The organism is Mycobacterium riyadhense (genome assembly GCF_963853645.1).
Classification (GTDB): domain Bacteria; phylum Actinomycetota; class Actinomycetes; order Mycobacteriales; family Mycobacteriaceae; genus Mycobacterium; species Mycobacterium riyadhense.
Genome location: NZ_OY970456.1, coordinates 223120 through 241661, shown reverse-complemented (window position 1 = coordinate 241661; position 18542 = coordinate 223120). Strand labels below are relative to the sequence as shown.

Sequence of the window (18542 nt, the reverse complement as noted above, 5' to 3'; positions counted from 1 at the left end):
AGCGCGGTAGGTGTATGAAGGGTGATGGTGTGAAGATTCCGGGTGTGCCCAGCCTCGTCGGCGATGTAGCCGGCGGTCTGACCGGAGCGGCGATGCAGGTAGTGCGGGCCGGCGTGCAAACCGCGGCCGGCGCTGCGGACACCGTGCAGACACTGGCCAGTCCGGTGGCGGAGCTCGTTGGCCCAGTGGTGCAGTCAGCAGCTCAGTCAACCAGCCGAATGCTGGGCACGGGCAAGTCCTCGAATGGCTCCGCTGACGGCATCGAGCCGCCGGTGCGTTGGTATAGCGGGCAACGCGTGCATTTCGACCTGGATCCATTGCTGCCGTTCCCGCGATGGCATGAGCATGCGGCGGTGGTGGAGGAGCCCGTTCGCAGAATCACGGGTGTGGCCGGGGCCCACGTTGAGGGCTCATTGGGCCGGTTGGTAGTCGAACTCGACGAGGACGCGGACAGCGACATTGTCTTAGACGAGGTGCGGGAAACGGTTGCCGCCATAGCGGCCGACATATCACTGACGGGATCAACGTCGGCGCCTCCAGCGGCGCCGTTCGCCGACCCCGGTAACCCGCTGGCGATTCTGGTCCCGCTCACCGCGGCGGCAATGGACGTCGTGGCGATCGGTGCGGCGGTGACCGGCTGGTTCACCCGGCTGCCCATGGCACCGCGCAGTGCACGAGCCGCGGCCGCACTGCTGAACTATCAACCGCGGCTGGTGGCCGTCCTCGAGTCGAAGCTGGGTCGAGTAGGAACAGACATTGCGCTCAGCGGTTCGACGGCGTTGGCGTACGGGCTCAGCCAGTCGGTCGGCACGCCCCTGCTGGACCTGCTGCAGCGTGGCCTCCAGCTCTCCGAGGCGGCGGCACACCGCCAGCGGTGGCGCGACCGCGAACCCGAACTCGCCTCGCCCAGCCGACCACAGGCTCCGGTGGTGCCGGTCCTCTCCTCTGCCGGCGCCGAATCTCAAGCGCCGCGACACAACTGGGCAGCGGCAGCGGCGGGTGAGGCCTCCCACGTCGTCGTCGATGGCGCAATCGACGCTGCGATCGATACCGCCAAGGGCTCCATGGCCGGTCCAGTAGAGGAATACGTGGGTCAGGCGGCCGGCGGATCGGTGATTGCTGCGGCAGGTGCGTTGTTCGCCGGCGGCGGCGCCGGCGAGGCTGCCGAAGCGATTCTCGCCGGAGTCCCGAAAGCCGCGCATCTTGGCCGGCAGGCGTTCGCCGCCACACTCGGTCGCGGTCTGGCAAACGCCGGACTACTCGTTCTCGACCCGGGCGCGCTGCGCCGCCTGGATCGGGTGAAGGTGGTCGTCATCGACGGTGCTGCGCTGCGCGGCGATCACCGCGCTGTCTTGCATGCGCTGGGAGACGAACCCGGGTGGGATGACGAACGCGTCTACGAGGTTGCCGACGCTCTCCTGCACGGCGAGGAGGCCCCCGACCCCGATCCCGACGAGTTGCCCGCCACCGGCGCGCGGCTGCGCTGGGTCAGGTCGCAGGGTCCGTCGGCGGCACCCGCACAGGGCCTCGAACACGCGGACCTGATCTGCGATGGCCAATCCGTGGGCAGCGTCGAGGTTGGGTGGGAGGTCGACCCGTACGCGATCCCGCTGCTGCAGACGGCGCACCGAACCGGAGCCCGGGTGGTGTTGCGCCATGTGGCTGGCACCGAAGATCTGTCTGCCAGCGTTGGCTCGACCCATCCACCGGGTACGCCGCTGCTGAATTTGGTACGGGAGCTGCGCTCGGACCGCGGACCGGTTTTGCTGATCACCGCACTGCACCGGGATTGTGCGTCGACCGACACCTTGGCCGCGCTGGCCATCGCCGACGTCGGAGTCGCCCTCGACGATCCCCGCGCGGCCACACCATGGACCGCCGACATCATCACCGACACCGATCTCGCCGCGGCGGTGCGGATCCTGTCGGCGATTCCGGTGGCCCGCTCCGCCAGCGAATCGGCGGTACACCTCGCGCAGGGCGGCACCACGTTGGCTGGGCTGCTGCTGGTTACCGGCGAACAAGATCGATCCACGAATCCGGCGAGCTTCCGTCGCTGGCTCAATCCGGTCAACGCCGCCGCCGCAACGGCTTTGGTGTCGGGGACCTGGTCGGCCGCCAGGGTGCTGCGGCTGCCCGATCCGACCCCGCAACCGCTGACCGCGTGGCACGCGCTGGACCCCGAGATCGTTTACTCGCGGCTGGCCGGCGGTGCGCGCCCCCTGGCCGTCGAGCCCGGAACTTCTACCTGGCGCCGCCGTCTCAACGACCTGTCCTACGAGCCGCTGGTGGCGCCCCTGCGCAGCCCGGCACAAAGCCTGGGGCGACTTGCCGTCGCCACCAGGCACGAACTCGCCGATCCGCTGACACCCATCCTGGCGGTCGGAGCGGCGGCATCGGCGATCGTCGGCAGCAATATCGACGCCTTGCTGGTCGCGGGCGTGATGGCCGTCAACGCCCTCACGGGCGGGGTGCAACGGTTGCGAGCCGAGGCCGCGGCCGCCGAACTGTTCGCTGAACAGGACCAGTTGGTGCGCCGCGTTGTGGTCCCGGCAGTAGCGACGACGCGTCGCCGCTTGGAGGCCGCCCGGCACGCCACCCGCACGGCCACCGTCTCCGCGAAGTCGCTGCGACCCGGCGACGTCATTGACGTGGCCGCCCCGGAGGTGGTCCCGGCGGATGCCCGGCTGTTGGTGGCTGAGGACCTCGAGGTCGACGAGTCCTTCCTCACCGGTGAGTCGTTGCCGGTCGATAAGCAGGTCGACGCGGTCGCCGTCGCCGACCCGGAACGCGCCAGCATGCTGTTCGAAGGCAGCACGATCGTCGCAGGACGGGCCCGCGCGATCGTCGTGGCCACCGGAGTCGGCACCGCGGCGCACCGCGCCATCTCGGCGGTCGCCGACGTCGAAACGTCGGCCGGCGTGCAGGCTCGGTTGCGCGAGCTGACCAGCAAGGTCCTCCCGCTGACACTTGCCGGTGGCGCGGCGGTAACCGGTCTGGCGCTGCTGCGCCGCGCATCGTTGCGTCAAGCGGTAGCCGACGGAGTGGCGATTGCGGTGGCCGCGGTTCCCGAGGGCCTGCCATTGGTGGCGACCCTTTCCCAACTTGCCGCGGCCCAGCGCCTGACGGCGCACGGCGTGCTGGTGCGCTCTCCACGCACCATCGAGGCGCTGGGCCGGGTCGACACCATCTGCTTCGACAAGACCGGCACGCTGACCGAGAACCGGTTGCGCGTTGTTTGCGCCGTGCCTAGCACGGCCACGCTGACAACCCGTCAGTTGCCGAAGCTCACCGATCAGCACTCCATCGAGGTACTACGGGCCGCGGCCCGTGCGTCCACGCAGCCCCACAACGGGGAGGGACACGCGCACGCCACCGACGAGGCAATCCTTACTGCAGCGAGTTCGCTTGATAGCCAAGATGATTCGGAATGGAAGGTGCTGGCCGAGGTACCGTTCGAATCCAGTCGCGGTTACGCCGCAGCGATCGGCACGGCGGGCACAGCCGCGGCACCGATGTTGATGTTGAAGGGCGCACCGGAGACAATCCTGCCGCGCTGCCGGTTCGCCCATTCCGGGGGCGATTCCGAGGCCGACCTGCAGCACGCCGAGTCTCTGGTACGCAGCCTCGCCGAGCAGGGCTTGCGGGTGCTCGCGGTGGCGCAGCGTCCCTGGGAGAACGGGACCACCGACGACGAGGAAACCGACGCCGACGCCGTCGACGCCGCTGCTCACGACCTCGAACTGCTCGGCTACGTCGGTTTGGCGGACACCGCGCGAGCGTCATCGCGCCCGTTGATCGAAGCCTTGCTGGATGCCGAGCGCAACGTGGTGCTGATTACCGGCGACCACCCCGTCACCGCACGGGCGATCGCTCGCCAGTTGGGGCTGCCCTCGGATGCCAGGGTGGTGACCGGCGCCGAGCTCGCCAATCTCGACGAAGATGCGTCCGCCAAACTCGCCGCCGACGTGCAGGTGTTTGCCCGCGTCAGCCCGGAGCAAAAGGTGCAGATCGTGGCGGCACTGCAGCGTTGCGGGCGAGTGACCGCGATGGTCGGCGACGGGGCCAACGACGCCGCCGCCATCCGGATGGCCGACGTCGGTATTGGGGTCAGCGGTCGCGGTTCGTCGGCCGCCCGCGGGGCCGCCGATATCGTCTTGACCGACGATGATCTGGGCGTGCTGCTCGACGCGCTAGTCGAGGGCCGCAGCATGTGGGCGGGTGTTCGCGATGCGGTGACCATCCTGGTCGGCGGCAATGTCGGCGAGGTGCTGTTCACCATTATCGGAACGGCGTTCGGCGCCGGACGGGCGCCGGTGGGCACTCGTCAACTGCTGCTGGTGAACCTGCTCACGGATATGTTCCCCGCGCTTGCCGTGGCCGTCACCTCGCAATACGAGGATCCGGAGGAGGATGAGGATCTCAGCGACGAAGAGGTTGCCCAAGCGCGGCGGTCACGCCAGCGCGAAGTGCTGACCGCGGCAAAGCCGTCACTGGACGAGCCGCTGATGCGCCAGATCGTCAACCGTGGCGTCGTGACGGCGGCGGGAGCAACGGCCGCGTGGGCCATCGGGCGTTGGACACCCGGCAGCGAAAGACGCACGTCGACAATGGGATTGACGGCTCTGGTGACGACACAGCTGGCGCAAACTCTGTTGACCCGCAGTCACAGCCCACTCGTCGTTGCGACGGCGCTGGGCAGTGCCGGCGTGTTGGTCGGCATCATCCAAACCCCGGTTGTCAGCCAGTTTTTCGGCTGCACGCCGCTGGGGCCGGTCGCCTGGACCGGGGTGATCAGCGCCACGGCGGGAGCCACCGCGGTCTCAGTGCTGGCGCCCAAGTGGTTGGCCAAGACAGTGGGTGCTGTGCGGCCCGATCAAGAGGAGACCGAAGACTAGGTCGACAACTGCTTGCGCAGGACCTTGCCGGCGGGATTACGCGGAATGCTGTCGACGATGTTGATGTCCCTGGGCTGTTCGAAGCGAGAAACCTTGCCCTTCAAGAACTCCCGCAGGGCCGGCGCGTCGAGGTCGCTGCCCGGCCGCAAGACGACGTAGGCGGCCAATCGACGTCCGAACTGCTCGTCAGGCACTCCGACGACCACATTCTCGGCGATGCCGGGGTGCCGGGCGAGCGCGTTCTCCAGTGCGCGCGGATAGACATTCTCGCCCCCGGAGACAATCATGTCGTCTTCGCGGCCAACGATATACAGCCGGCCCGATTCGTCGAGGTAGCCCATGTCTCCGGTGTTCGTCATCCGGTCGATGACGGCTTCGCGATTAGGAAGCGTGCCGCCCCCGGCCCGGGTATAGCCCTGTGATGTCAGTTCGCCGCCGACGAAGACACGTCCGATGACGCGAGGTCCGACGGGCTTGCCGGATTTGTCGAAGATTCGGACCGGGCAGCCCGCAACGGGTTTACCCACCGTCTCCGGGAACCGTCGCAGTTCGAGCGGTGTTGCCAGTGCGCCGATGCCGACCTCGGTGGAGCCGTAGAGGTTGTACAGGATGTCGCCGTGGGCGTCCATGAATCGGCGTGTCAGATTGGGATCGAGCCGGTCGCCGCTGGAAATCACTACCTTCAAGCACGGCAACGGATTTCGGGTCTTTACCCGCTGCGGCAGGTCCAGAATGCGGGCCAGCATGATCGGCACCGCGCTCAACGCGTTAGCGCGATGCAACGACGCTTGTGCCAGTGTGGCTTCGGCGTCAAAACGCCGACGTGTCAATACCGTGCCGCCCAGGCCGATGGCGAGCATCAACATGCCGAAGCCCAACCCGTGAAACATCGGTACCGCCAAGGCGACTCGCGATCCGACACGTAGCCGGGTGCGGTCCAGAATCGTGACGCCAACGCCTACTCCCGAACTCATCGTGGGTGTGCGCGAGACCCCCTTCGGTACACCCGTGGTGCCCGAAGTGAGCAGCACGATACGGCCCGCCGAGGCGACTTTGGGCCGCGAATCTGCTTGCGGCGCAACGGTCTGAGGATCGATAACCCGTATTGATTCGCCGGTTTGGCGTATCTGGTCGACGAATTCTTTGTCGCACAACATCGTTCGGATCTGGTATGCGCTCACTGCGCCGGCAAGGGCGTCGCTGCGAAACTCGGTGTTCACCAGCACAACATCGGCACCTACCAGGCTCGTCGCGAATACCGCCGCCACGAAGTTGCGACCATTGCGACACATGATGCCCACCGCCTGCCCCGCCTCCACATCCGCGCGAAGAAGCTCGTGAGCCAACGATTCGGTGAGCGACTGCAGTTCGGAATAGCGCAGCGCGCCGTCGTCGTCAACGAGCGCGGTTCGATCCGGCCATCGCGCGGCCGCGATGGCAAGCAGAGTATAGAAATTCGCGCCACCCCGATGGATCTCGCGGACGAGCCGCAACACCGCGACCGGACCCGGCGGACCGAGCAGACCCGAACCAAGCAAAGCCCGAGCCGCGGTGCCTGCCACGCTGCCGGTCATCGACGATCCCCTCGCTCGTTGTCGGATTCCGGGCCGGATTCGGCAAAGAACCGACGATGCCACACCCGGGCCGCAACATCGGCGGGCCCGGCCAGCAGCACCGAGGCTAGCTCGGCGGGCCGCATCCAGGGCGGTTCGATCGTGCGCGGGCGCTCGATGATCGCCTTGGCGATGGTGTCCGCAGCCTCATCCGGATCCAGGCCCGGAAGCGTGCCCAGGATAGGGGTCGGCGCGATCATCCGGGTGCGGACCAAAGCGAAGTAGACCGTGGTCACGGCCACGCCATCAACATGCAGTTCCGGCGCCACGCTGCGCAGCCAGCGATCGAAGGCGCCCTTGGACGCCTGGTAGGCGCCCCATTGCGGACCCGGAACGACGCGCACGCCGACGCTCGACACGTTCACAATGTGCCCCTGACCGTTCTCGCGCATCACCGGGAGCAATCCCAGGAGCAGCCAGATCGGGCCCAGATAATTGATGTCGATGGTCCGCTGAAAATCATGCGGCCGGTCGTATTGGTGATGCAGCGACCGCCGCAGCGACTTACCCGCATTGCTCACCACGATGTCCAGCGGTCCGTGGTTCTCGGTGATTTGTTTTGTGAGCTCGCTGACGGCGGTCTCGTCGGTGAGATCGGCGGGGTAGGCGACGGCCTGGCCGCCGCCGGCGTTGACCGAAGCCGCAAGGTCGTCGAGCCGTTCCGCCGATCGGGCCACCACCAGCACGATCGCTCCGGCCGCGGCCAGTTTGCGCGCGGTTGCCTCGCCTATTCCGTACGACGCGCCGGTCACGAGCGCGGTCTTGCCGGAAACGGCGCTGCGCAGCCTGTCGGGATCTGTTGTGCGCGCCGGGTTGACCAGTCTGTGAGTAACCGCCGTCAATGCCTGCGCTGCCAGATTCATTGGGCTGCGTCCCCCCGATTACGTTCGACCAATCTTCGCTCAATGCCACTCTTGCAGTCGAGCGGGTGCCGCGTCATTGGTTTCACGCGGCGAGCCGTTTTGGCCGATCGGCGATCATTCGCACGGTGAACAGATGGGTTGCGACACGGTTACGGACGCATACCTATCCGCGGATCACTGATCACAAAAGCCTCAGTGATCACTATCGTCACATCATCCAATTGCGGAAGTCAAAAGCGACCTCCCAGGGAAGGTGTGACATGTCGGCGATTGCTCGAATCATGTCGGTATCGCTGGCGTCCGCGGCCGCTATTGGACTCATCAGTGCGGTAGGCCTCGCGCCACCAGCGTCCGCCGTGCCCTGCAGTGGCGACGCTGCAAACGCCCCACCCCCACCGAATGCCGTGGTGACCGCGCCCAGTTCTAAAACACTCGGCCCGATACCGCGAGGGCCCCGGCCTCGTGGTGCGAATGACCGTGCGCCCCTTCCCAGGCTGGGACCGCTGTCTCGGTTGACCAACCCGGGTCAGCGATACTCCGCGCCGCTACAACCTCAAGCGGGTGTGCTGCCGCCTGGGCCCAATCCTCCCGCCCCGGGCACCCAACAATCCCCTAACGCGGCTCAGGTGGCCCCGAACGCGGCGCCCGCACCAGCCCCTGCGCCGGGACCAGAACCTGCTGACATCGGGGGGGCTACGACATCGCTGGCCGAGTGGGTCACCGGGCCTGACGGCCCCAACAAGACGCTCGAACGTTTCGGCGTCTCCGGGACCGACCTCGGAATCCTCTGGGACAACGGCGATCCCGCCAACCGTCAGACACTCATGATCTTCGGTGACACGTTCGGCTATTGCGCCGTGCACGAACACCAATGGCGATACAACGTGATGTTCCGCAGCCAAGACCGTGACCTGGCCGACGGAATCCACGTGGCGTCCGGCGATCCGTCCAACAGATATTCCGGCTCACCGATCAGCCACCCGGGCTTTTCCAAGCAGCTCATCAACAGCATCAAGTGGGCGCCCAACGAGACAGGAATCATTCCGACGTCCGCGATCTCGGTCGGGAGAACCCAATATGTCAACTTCATGTCCATCAGGGATTGGGGCCGTGACGGCGAATGGACGACGAACTACTCGGGTATCGCGGTGTCCAACGACAATGGCCAAACCTGGGGGGTCTACCCGGGCACCATCCGCGCGTCCGGGACCGACAGCGGGCGAGCCAGATTCGTTCCGGGAAACGAGAATTTCCAGATGGGGGCGTTCCTTAAGTCCAGCGACGGTTACCTCTATTCGTTCGGGACGCCGCCTGGACGCGGCGGTTCGGCGCATCTGACCCGAGTTCCCCAGCGCTTTGTTCCCGACCTCACCAAATACGAATACTGGAACGGCGATTCGAACTCCTGGGTCCGCAACAAGCCCGAGGCGGCCACGGTGGTTATCCCGGGTCCGGTGGGCGAAATGTCGGCCCAGTACAACACCTATCTCAAGCAGTACTTGGTGATGTACACCAACGGCGCCAACGACGTCGTGGCGCGGACCGCGCCGGCGCCGCAAGGACCGTGGAGCCCAGAGACGATGCTCGTGTCGTCGTGGCAGATGCCTGGCGGCATCTACGCGCCGATGATGCATCCTTGGTCGACGGGCAAAGACGTGTACTTCAACCTGTCACTGTGGTCTGCATACAACGTGATGTTGATGCACACGGTGTTGCCTTAAGCGGCGCTGTTGTGCAGCGTGCGTGGGGCATGCCGGGCCGCTGGCGCCACCGCGCGCTCATCGCCGGAGCGCGCGGCCAGCAATCAGGTCTAGCGGCGCTTGTACGCTGGCGGTACCAAAGATACCGACCAGACAGCTGACCCGAGGAGGGCCGTGACGGCGCCGCTTTTAGAGGACTCCGACCTCAACTCGGTGCGGCGCGTCCAGCTGGAAGTCTCGGGAATGTCGTGCGCGGCCTGCGCGAGCCGCGTCGAAACGACGCTCAACAAGCTTCCTGGCGTGCGGGCATCCGTCAACTTCGCTACCCGGGTGGCGACCATCGACGCCGTCGACATGGGCGTCGAAGACCTGTGCGAAGTGGTCGAGAAGGCCGGATACCGGGCGGCTCCACGCACCGAGTCGGTCGCCGAGCAACAGGATCCCGACGCCGACCACGCTCGCCGCCTGCTGCGGCGGCTTTTAGTCGCTGCGGTGCTGTTCGTGCCGCTGGCCGATCTGTCGACGATGTTCGCGATCGTGCCCAGTGTCAGGTTCGCCGGCTGGGGCTATCTATTGGCCGCCCTGGCGGCCCCGATCGTGACATGGGCCGCCTGGCCGTTTCACTCGGTGGCGCTGCGCAATGCCCGCCACCGGACAGCGTCCATGGAAACGCTGATCTCGGTTGGCATCGTGGCGGCCACCGCCTGGTCGTTATCGACGGTCTTCGTGCATCACCAGCTGCGGGAAACCCGCGGAATTTGGCAGGCGATCCTGCATAGCGATTCGATCTACCTCGAGGTCGCCGCCGGGGTCACGGTCTTCGTTCTTGCGGGTCGATACTTCGAAGCCCGCGCCAAATCCAAGGCCGGCGGCGCGCTTCGCGCCCTCGCAGCGCTGGGCGCCAAAAATGTCACGGTCCTGCTGCCCGACGGGGCGGAGTTGGTAATGCCGGCCGGCGAACTCAAGAAGCAACAGCGCTTTGTGACGCGGCCCGGCGAGACCATTGCCGCCGACGGAGTGGTTGTCGACGGCGCCGCGGCGATCGACATGAGCGCCATGACCGGTGAGGCCAAACCGGTGCGCGCATATCCGGAGGCGACCGTCATCGGTGGCACCGTTGTGCTGGACGGCCGGCTCGTCATCGAGGCCACCGCCGTCGGTGGCGATACCCAGTTCGCCGCAATGGTCCGCCTCGTCGAGCAAGCGCAAGCGCAGAAGGCTCGCGCCCAGCGCCTCGCCGATCGCATCTCGGCGGTGTTCGTCCCGGTGGTGTTCGCCATCGCCGGATTAGCTGGCACAGCCTGGCTGACCAGCGGGGCAGGCGTGGATCGCGCTTTCTCGGTGACGCTCGGGGTATTGGTGATCGCGTGCCCGTGTGCGCTCGGGCTGGCGACGCCCACCGCGATGATGGTCGCTTCCGGGCGGGGTGCGCAGCTGGGGATTTTCATCAAGGGCTACCGAGCACTGGAAACCATCCGCGGGATCGATACCGTGGTATTCGACAAGACCGGCACGTTGACGGTCGGACAGCTAACCGTGAGCAACGTGACGACGCTCGATGGGCGTGATTTCCAGGAAGTCCTGGCGCTGGCGTCCGCGGTCGAGGCCGCTTCCGAGCATGCGGTGGCGACGGCCATTGTCGCCGCTTCACCGGATCCCGTCCCGGTTACCGAGTTTGCATCGGTTGCCGGGTGCGGCGTGTCGGGGGTCGTCGGCAGCCGTAACGTCGAGGTGGGCAAACCGTCCTGGATTACCCGTAGTGGGCCACGTGATTCCGTGCTTGAGTCCGCGCGAGTCGAAGGCGAGTCCCGCGGCGAGACAGTAGTTTTCGTGTCGGTCGATGGTGTCGCCTGCGCCGCCATTGCGATTGCCGACACCATCAAGGATTCCGCGGCCGACGCCGTCTCCGCTTTGCGCGGCCGGGGGCTCCGCACGGTTCTGCTCACCGGAGACAACCAGGCCGTGGCCGACGCGGTGGCAGCACAGGTCGGTATCGACACCGCGATTGCCGACGTGCTGCCCGAAGGCAAAGTCGAAGTGATCCAACGGCTCCGCGAGGCGGGCCACACCGTCGCCATGGTCGGCGACGGCATCAACGACGGCCCCGCCTTGGCCTGTGCCGACTTGGGGTTGGCGATCGGGCGCGGCACCGACGTCGCGATCGGTGCGGCCGACATCATCCTGGTTCGCGACGATCTGCACATCGTCCCGCAGGCGCTGGACCTGGCGCGGGCAACCATGCGGACAATTCGGATGAACATGATTTGGGCGTTCGGCTACAACGTGGCCGCAATCCCGATCGCGGCCGCCGGCCTGCTCAATCCGCTGATCGCCGGTGCCGCCATGGCGTTCTCGTCGTTTTTTGTAGTCTCAAACAGCTTGCGGCTGCGTAAGGTTGGCTCTCAGTAGAACGTGACCCATGGCCGAACAGACTTTCGCCGTCGACAGACTGCACTGCGACGGGTGAGTAGCAACCATCACCAACGCGCTGACTGGGTTGGACCCAGTCAGCGCCGTGAGCATAGACCTGGACACCGAAGGGGCTTCCACAGTACGGATTTCGAGCGACGTCGAGTTGACGCGTGAGCAGGTGCAGGCGGCGCTCACCGGTAACGGAAATTTTTCGGTAATTGCCTAGAGCCGGGCCACCGATCTCTGTAATCCCTTGTGTCACTGTGGCTTGAGTGGCCACAACGCGGGGATTTTATCGGTGGGACCAGATCGCTCGCCATACCAGTGGCCTAATGGCCGGCGCTCGCGCTCCGCGTGATCCATAACGAACTGGGCGACCGCGGCGTTCGGGTTAGCCGACCTGCTTAACCTCGTCGCCGATGCGCACTGGTACTACGGCCTCAGCAGGCGGTTCCTCTTCTTCTCTGCGTCGGCCGTACCCGGCCATGCGTTGTCGCCCGCCACCTAAGAGTGAAAGCTCACGAGCATCAATAAGGTCCTGCATAGTTGAGCTCGCAACTCCGCCAAGGCCGAAGCTCTGAAATGGCGGTACTATGACGTAGGTCTCTGCTCGCGCGAACTTCTCGAAAACCTCGGTCACCTTGACCCGCAACTTCACACCTGGGCGTGCTCCTAGGTCTTCTCCTGTTATGGGGTCAATGACGTGTTTGCCGGCGGCACCCACCACTGCGAAGATCATCCCCGGCTTAACCCCGGCCTTTTCGCCCTTGTTAATGATCAGTGTGTAGCGATCCTCAATGTCTGCAACCGCACCAGTGATTCGACCTGCGGACTTCTTCGCAGGACCCGTCAGTTCGGTGTCCACGGCAGGCATGGCCTCCCCGGCTAAATGATCTTGCGCTTCTTGAGGAGCCGCTTGGTCGGCAGGCGGTGAGGGCTCGCGCATCGCGTCGGATCGTTCAGTCATGTTGCGTCTCCCGCAGTCTGACCAGCGTCCAGCTTGATCTGTTGTCTCGTCACGATCATCCTCTTGTCGGCGTCTGACATCTTCTTCGCCGCATCTGCTCCAGCTTTCGAGAGGTGCTCCCACTCGCGGAGGCTCTGAGCGACTTGCCACAACACCAATCGCGTCACCGCGACCGCGACGGAGAGCTCTGCGGTAGCCGCGACGCGCTTCCCCTCGTTCAGGTGGTTCGACGCGTTGGACATCCTGGCATCTACCTCGTACATCCCTTGCAACATTATGCGCGTGGAGTATGCGGCCTTGCTCACGTCCTTTTCTATCTTCTTGTTGGCCTCGCGGCGGAAGTAGTAGTCCGCTGCCAGCCACCCAACCATCGTCGTCGCGATTGGGGTCGCGACCTTCTGGCAGAAGTAAGACAGCTTCACGTTGGTAGCGGTGAAGCCCGCCCAGATACTCCATCCCGCGAAGGCGAGTACAGCGAGAGCGCCAAGCCGATAGGCCCAGGTCCGCTTGCGCGGGATCGGTTCGGCGTCGTCAGCCATTGACGCAGTATCCCATTGGCCCCAGACATACCGTCAGCACCGGCCAGCCCTGGCGTCACCCGGCGACCGCGGGCTATATCGGCCAGTACCCTTTCCGTACCATGGCCCTCCCGTACGCGTGGGCTAGCCGCAGGAAAGCTGCAGGCCGCGTGGCAGTTATGACTTTGCTAGCAGCGCACCTACCAAGGCGTTTGCCGTGAGCGGTTCGCGCCGGGATTCTGCCGTCTGTGATCCTGGGCAAGATCGCCGAATCACGCGACCCGGCTCCGGCCTTCCGGGAGGCATCGCTGATGGCTCAGCGGGCGGTTATCGACGCGCTCTGCGTAGTGCGGTTGCACCGCCAGCCGAAGGGCCGGTTGAAGCGGAACCCGGTCACCGGGAGGAAATCGACCCGGCCACCGTACACATCTACTGGAAGTGGTAGCAGGCGAAGGCAAGAGCCAGGGGTGGCGCGCTATCCCTTCGGTTGCCGGCCAGCCGAGTCTTGATGTTATTAATTTTCACCCTGTAAACTTGCTTTACTGCAGCAGCAATGAGCTGTGCAAACATGAAATCAGATTGATTTAAATTATTTGGAGAATAATATGAGCACAACCATCGATCACGTCACCAACGTCGCTCACGAACTGCGTAAGCGCATGGGTTCCAGAGATTTTCAAATGACGGCTCGCGCCGACTTCACCGAACTGTACCGCAATATTTCTGGGATACCGAAGGCCAAGATCAAGAGTGGCTTGGCCGAACGTATCGAGGAAGCCCTGCTAAACGAGGGTATACGGGTCTATCCACGCCTAGCCGTCGTCGGTAGTGGCGAGAGTGTATGGCTCTACCGTTCCCCCGAGATGGTCCGGCTGTTCAACGCGATGAACAACCCCAGCGAGGGCCACGCAAAGTTTCTCGGGAGGGTGCTGCGACAGATGCGCGGTGACTGGGATTTTGGTCGCAACGGCAAGAACCCGCCGACACCGACATCGCCGGCCAGACCGTACCTGTCCCCGCCCCGCGACGGGGAAACGGAGCGGGCGTGGGCCCGGCGCAACAAGATCGAGGTCGGTGACCGCGGCCGGATCTCCGGAGAGATCCGCCATGCGTATCAGGAGGCCTTGAGCAGACAGCGGAACTGAGAAGTTTCTGGCTTCTTGCCTCTCGCGGCTGCTATGAACGATCCGACGGAAGGCCCAGCGCGGGTTTCCCCGCTCAGGTCGTTGAGTCCGCCGGGTCAACCCTGGGGGCGCTGATTGAATTGAAAGCATGGACGGAGTTAAGAAACCGGTCAAAGTCGGGTAACTCCAAAGGTTTCGCGAGATCGGCGAGGGCTATAGGCCGCAGATCGCTTGTCGGTCTCCGTGCGGCTAGGGATGCCCCTGGCACACCTAGATCACGGACAGCCCCGAGCAAACCCCTTCCACCATCCGGAACGATTCCTATGCGACAGCGACGACGAACCCGATTGAGGGTAGGAGAGCCACAGGCGCACGCGCTTCATCGACGCATCCGCGACAGTTCCCGCAGCATCGCGTTGTAGGCGTCCAGTTCGTCATCGGCGTAGTCGCTGTCGGCGTGCCGGTCCTCACGGGATGCGACTCGGCGGTCTTGGCGTGCCCACTGGGTCACTAACGCCACAATTACGATGATGACCGGCAATTCGGTTAAACTCCAAGCAATTCCGCCGCCGAGATGTTGATCGGCGATGACGCTCGACAGCCAGGGCAGATTGACGGACCGGTAGAACGTGCCACCGACCGCCGATGCCATGGTCATCAGGGCGATACCGAAGAAAGCATGGAACGGCATCACCGCGAAGAGCAGCCCGATCCGCCCCGGGTACGGCAGCCTGCGCGGCCCCGGGTCGATACCAATGATCGCCCAGTAGAAGAGATATCCGACTAACAGGAAATGGATGGCCATGAACTCATGGCCCCAGTGGTAGCGGACCAAGGTATCGAAGACCGGTGTGAAGTAAACGATGTAGGGCGAGCTCACAAAGAGAACGAATGCGACGATCGGATTCGAGAAGAACGCAGTGACCCGCGAGTGCAGCAGCCAGGTCAACCATTCCCGGGGACCGGGCGGCTGGCCATCACCGGCAGCGGGCAGTGCCCGCAGCGCCAGCGTGACCGGTCCACCAAGCACCAGCAGAACCGGGATGAACATGTTCAGCGTCATGTGCTCAGCCATATGGACGCTGAACATGGCTGATCCATAGGCACGTACCCCCGAACTGCTGGTGAACACCAGCACGACACAACCGGTCAACCACGCCACCAGGCGCCCGACGGGCCACCAGTTGCCCGCGCGTCGCAACCGCACAAATCCGACCACATATGCGATGGCGAGAACCACGCCAACCGCTCCGACCAAGCTGTCGAACCGCCAGACGGTAAGCACCGTTGTGATGGTCGGCGGGTGTGGCAGTTCATAGCCGAGCAAGACATCCCAGGCCGTGAATTGGTGGGCGAGTAGTCGCGGCGCGGTCGTAACCGCCATCGCGGCTATCGCCGCCAGAGCGGCGGTCATGGCCAGGGCAGCGAGCGTCTCAGCACGGCCGGACCGCGCCCGACCACCCAACAGTGTCCAGCAGTCCGACAAGCACACCCAGGCCACGAGAATGCCCGCGATCAAGCCAAGGCGACCGAAGTCCGAACCGAGGTTCCAGCCCGGGATCAATAGATAGAGCAGGACCGCCCCGTACACCAGCACGATTGCACCGCTGACTACCTGCGTCAGCAGTACGGCGCGATTGGGCGTTGCCCCAACCAACGCGGCGGTGGTCTTAAGGCCGGTCAGTGTGGCGACCGCGACCGCGACGACGATGGCAGCGCTGGTCGCGTAGTCATGGTCGGGTCCCTGTCCCGCATTACCGGTCACTGCCGGCGCAACGACAGCAATCACGGTGGGGACCAGCAGCACAACGTGACCGAGCCAACGAGTGTTGAGGCGCAACGTTACCGCCACCAGCAGCGCACAGATCGCCGCCACGAACCACGCGGGTGCGGTTTCGGATGCGTCGATGGCATCGCTCAGCGCTCCACTGGTCAGCAGCCGCACCGGCGCTACCCCAGAGTCATGCGAAGCCTGAATTAACACCATTACCAGGGAAATTCCCAGCCAGACAATCGAAACTCGCTCTGCCACAAGGTGAATCCGAAATGCCGCGGCGTCAATCAAGCCATCGGCCGCCGGCCTTGACGTCATGGCGACGTAGACCAATGCACCAAGACAGATGGCACCTAGGAGGGAGCCAACGAAGTACCCAACCGGCTCGGCAACGCTCGTAAACGCACCCGGATAGGGATTGCCGGCCTCGGCAAAGCGACGTGGGCCTGAGATCAAGCCGTGCCCGGCGAGCGCTGCCGAGACGGCGAGAAAGCCACCTATCAGACAGAGCCTGGCTGCTCGCCTGGACCTCGGTCGGGCGACCGGTGCGGGCGACGTCGTCGCCGCGATCGGCCCGTTGGTTTTCATCCCTGCAGCTTACGGCCGTGCATCTGTCGGTCACTGAGCGCATAGTCTTCGGTGACCGTTCATTTGCGAATGTGAAGGAAGCTGGGAGACGTGGGCACCGCATGATCGCTGACCTACCGCTTCGTTGGCTGCTCACCGGCCTGTTCCTGCTTAGCGCCGCCGGGTTCGTCCTCGTTATCGACCGCCGATCCTGGACCTCGATCGTGGGCCACGGACTGCATGTCGTCATGGCAATCGCGATGGCAGTGATGGCATGGCCGCGGGCAGTCCCGCTGCCGGCAACGCTACCGGCGCTGTTTTTCCTGGCAGCGGGTGTCTGGTTCGTGGTGATGGCCGCCGCAGCGGCCCGCAGGATCGCGCAACGGGTGGTGCGCGGGTATCACGCCGCAACGATGGCGGCCATGGCCTGGATGTATGCCGCCATGAATCGGCACGTGCCGACCGACCGACCGCTCGCGGAACACCACATGCCGCCGGGAATGTCGATGCCGGACCTGGACATGACTGCGACCAACACGCCAACAGGCAGCGCGCTGCCCGGCTGGATCGCGACCGGCAACTGGATATGGACCGTCTTTTTCGTGCTTGCCGCCCTCGTCTGGGGCTTCCGATTGGTCACGCAGCGCGGTTCCGGCCGAGGGACCCGCGCATCGCGCAAGTCGCTGGCTTGCGCGGTTGAGGCGATGATGGCCGCCGGGGTGGCGACCATGTTCGCCACCATGCTGTTTGCGACCTAAGTAAGCCGATGATCCTCCACCATCGCGGCGAGGCGGTCCATCGAGGCACGCAGCATCTCGGCAGTCGTTGCCCGGGCCCGGTCGAGGCGACTTGCGTCGGTCAGCGCCGTCCAATCGTAGGTATGGGTCACGCGGGTACGGGTTTCGCTCACCGGCGTTAGCTCCCAGCGCCACAGGTGACCCGGCGGTTGCTTGCCGGGTTCTGCAGGACGCCAAGCAATTTGGCGACCCTCGGCAAACTCCACCACATGATTTTCCCGTACGCCGCCCATGGTCAGCGTGATGCTGAAGATGTCCCCAACCCGACGGACCCGCTGTCCCGGAGCCCCGGCCGCCAGATTGTCGTTGCCGTCCCAGCTCGGCTGGCGAGACGGGTCCGCGATCAGCTCGAAGATTCGGTCCGCGCTGGCCGCAATTTCGCGGGTGGCGCTCACGATACGTTCAGACACATCCCAATCCAAGCCTTTTAGGCCACCGCGGGCAGTACTTCCGGCAGAATGCGGGCCGACCTGGCCGCCACCTCTCTGACATTGCGACGGAAGTCCGGCCCAGATTCAGCGCCAGCACCATCAGAAAGCCCGCGGATGACCAGCCAAGGGATGCCGAACGATTCGCAGATCTGCGCCAGCGCACCGCTTTCCATGTCAATAGCGACACCGCCAAAATCGTTGTGAAGGCGGATGCGCGTCGGCTCGCAGTGCAGGTACTGGTCTCCGGTCAGGATGGTGCCGTAGTGGATTCGCGGCGGTCGACCATTTACGTCCGTCGACAGGGGCGCAAGGGTAAGGCCGTCAAGACGGCCTTTGACGCGAGTTATCAGTTCGGGCTCGATCTCATAGCCGAGCCGCTCGGTGCGGTTGATGAAGGGAAGGTGTCCCGGCTGATACGGACGCAACCGCTCATTCTCGATCAGGCCGAAGTCGTGCTGCACGACCCTGTCGGCGATGACGATGTCGCCGACGCGCAGTTGCGGATCCAGTCCGCCGGCCACGCCAGTGAAAACAATTGCACTACAACGAAATCGGTCGACCATCAGCGTTGCGACCAAGCCGGCGTTGACTTTGCCCATACCCGCGGTGGCCACTACGACCCGGCGCGCTTCGAGTTCGCCGGTATCGAAGGCAATCTGGGCGACTTTTGTGCGTTCGGCGTCACGGAGGCGGCCGCGCAGGTAGGACGACTCTTGCGGGAGCGCACAGATGATGCCGATCGTCACCCGCGAGATTGTATCCATAGTCGACGATTTTGGTTGTTAGCAGCGCTCCGCGCCCCGACGCATGAGCCGTGGGCCATCGGCGACCTGATAGCGCCTGTTTCTCAATACGACGTATAGCGCGTCGCAGGCGCG

The 18542-nt window shown here is 64.9% G+C and carries 13 protein-coding genes; 6 read left to right on the top strand and 7 right to left on the bottom strand.

What is annotated here, in order from left to right:
• Positions 1-29: 29 nt before the first annotated feature.
• Complete coding sequence (locus tag AADZ78_RS01035) at positions 30-4898, top strand: cation-translocating P-type ATPase (RefSeq protein WP_085250432.1); 4869 nt, start codon at positions 30-32, stop codon at positions 4896-4898.
• On the opposite strand, the gene AADZ78_RS01030 is transcribed toward AADZ78_RS01035, so the two are convergent.
• Both AADZ78_RS01030 and AADZ78_RS01025 read right to left on the bottom strand, forming a co-directional pair.
• Complete coding sequence (locus AADZ78_RS01030; RefSeq protein WP_085250411.1) at positions 4895-6472, bottom strand: AMP-binding protein; 1578 nt, start codon at positions 6470-6472, stop codon at positions 4895-4897. The two genes, AADZ78_RS01035 and AADZ78_RS01030, sit on opposite strands and share 4 nt — an antisense overlap.
• Positions 6469-7374: an SDR family NAD(P)-dependent oxidoreductase gene (locus tag AADZ78_RS01025; protein ID WP_085250412.1), complete on the bottom strand. Its 906-nt coding sequence runs from the start codon at positions 7372-7374 to the stop codon at positions 6469-6471. The genes AADZ78_RS01030 and AADZ78_RS01025 overlap by 4 nt, the downstream gene beginning before the upstream one ends.
• Positions 7375-7634: 260 nt before the next feature.
• Between AADZ78_RS01025 and AADZ78_RS01020 the strand changes: the two genes are divergently transcribed.
• The 3 genes from AADZ78_RS01020 to AADZ78_RS01010 all read left to right on the top strand — a co-directional run bounded on the left by AADZ78_RS01020 (position 7635) and on the right by AADZ78_RS01010 (position 11712).
• The gene (locus AADZ78_RS01020) at positions 7635-9095 is read left to right on the top strand and encodes a DUF4185 domain-containing protein (protein ID WP_085250413.1); all 1461 of its coding nucleotides are present in this window, start codon (positions 7635-7637) and stop codon (positions 9093-9095) included.
• A gap of 153 nt (positions 9096-9248) precedes the next feature.
• A complete protein-coding gene (locus AADZ78_RS01015) occupies positions 9249-11483 on the top strand; it encodes a heavy metal translocating P-type ATPase (RefSeq protein WP_085250414.1) in 2235 nt (744 codons plus the stop codon).
• A 106-nt stretch (positions 11484-11589) separates the two neighbouring features.
• Positions 11590-11712 (top strand): hypothetical protein, encoded by a 123-nt coding sequence (locus AADZ78_RS01010; protein WP_264033245.1) that lies wholly within the window; start codon positions 11590-11592, stop codon positions 11710-11712.
• Between the two features lie 165 nt (positions 11713-11877).
• Here the strand turns inward: AADZ78_RS01010 and AADZ78_RS01005 are convergent, their stop codons facing one another.
• Both AADZ78_RS01005 and AADZ78_RS01000 read right to left on the bottom strand, forming a co-directional pair.
• Positions 11878-12351 carry a hypothetical protein gene (locus AADZ78_RS01005; RefSeq protein ID WP_139828692.1) on the bottom strand — a complete coding sequence of 158 codons (474 nt, stop codon included), beginning with the start codon at positions 12349-12351 and terminating at the stop codon, positions 11878-11880.
• A 98-nt stretch (positions 12352-12449) separates the two neighbouring features.
• Entirely contained in the window at positions 12450-12992 is a 543-nt protein-coding gene (locus AADZ78_RS01000) for a hypothetical protein (protein ID WP_085250416.1), read from the bottom strand.
• 584 nt (positions 12993-13576) lie between these two features.
• On the opposite strand from AADZ78_RS01000, the gene AADZ78_RS00995 reads away from it, so the two are divergent.
• A complete protein-coding gene (locus AADZ78_RS00995) occupies positions 13577-14116 on the top strand; it encodes an Lsr2 family DNA-binding protein (protein ID WP_085250417.1) in 540 nt (179 codons plus the stop codon).
• Between the two features lie 358 nt (positions 14117-14474).
• On the opposite strand, the gene AADZ78_RS00990 is transcribed toward AADZ78_RS00995, so the two are convergent.
• Positions 14475-16457, bottom strand: a complete 1983-nt coding sequence (locus AADZ78_RS00990; RefSeq protein ID WP_085250418.1) for a cytochrome c oxidase assembly protein — start codon at positions 16455-16457, stop codon at positions 14475-14477.
• Between the two features lie 101 nt (positions 16458-16558).
• On the opposite strand from AADZ78_RS00990, the gene AADZ78_RS00985 reads away from it, so the two are divergent.
• The gene (locus AADZ78_RS00985) at positions 16559-17194 is read left to right on the top strand and encodes a DUF5134 domain-containing protein (RefSeq protein WP_085250419.1); all 636 of its coding nucleotides are present in this window, start codon (positions 16559-16561) and stop codon (positions 17192-17194) included.
• Here the strand turns inward: AADZ78_RS00985 and AADZ78_RS00980 are convergent.
• Entirely contained in the window at positions 17191-17643 is a 453-nt protein-coding gene (locus AADZ78_RS00980) for an SRPBCC family protein (protein WP_239655291.1), read from the bottom strand. The genes AADZ78_RS00985 and AADZ78_RS00980 overlap by 4 nt on opposite strands.
• 17 nt (positions 17644-17660) lie before the next feature.
• Positions 17661-18410, bottom strand: coding sequence for a 5'-methylthioadenosine/adenosylhomocysteine nucleosidase (locus tag AADZ78_RS00975; protein ID WP_085250433.1), 750 nt, complete (start codon positions 18408-18410; stop codon positions 17661-17663).
• Between the last annotated feature and the right edge of the window lie 132 nt (positions 18411-18542).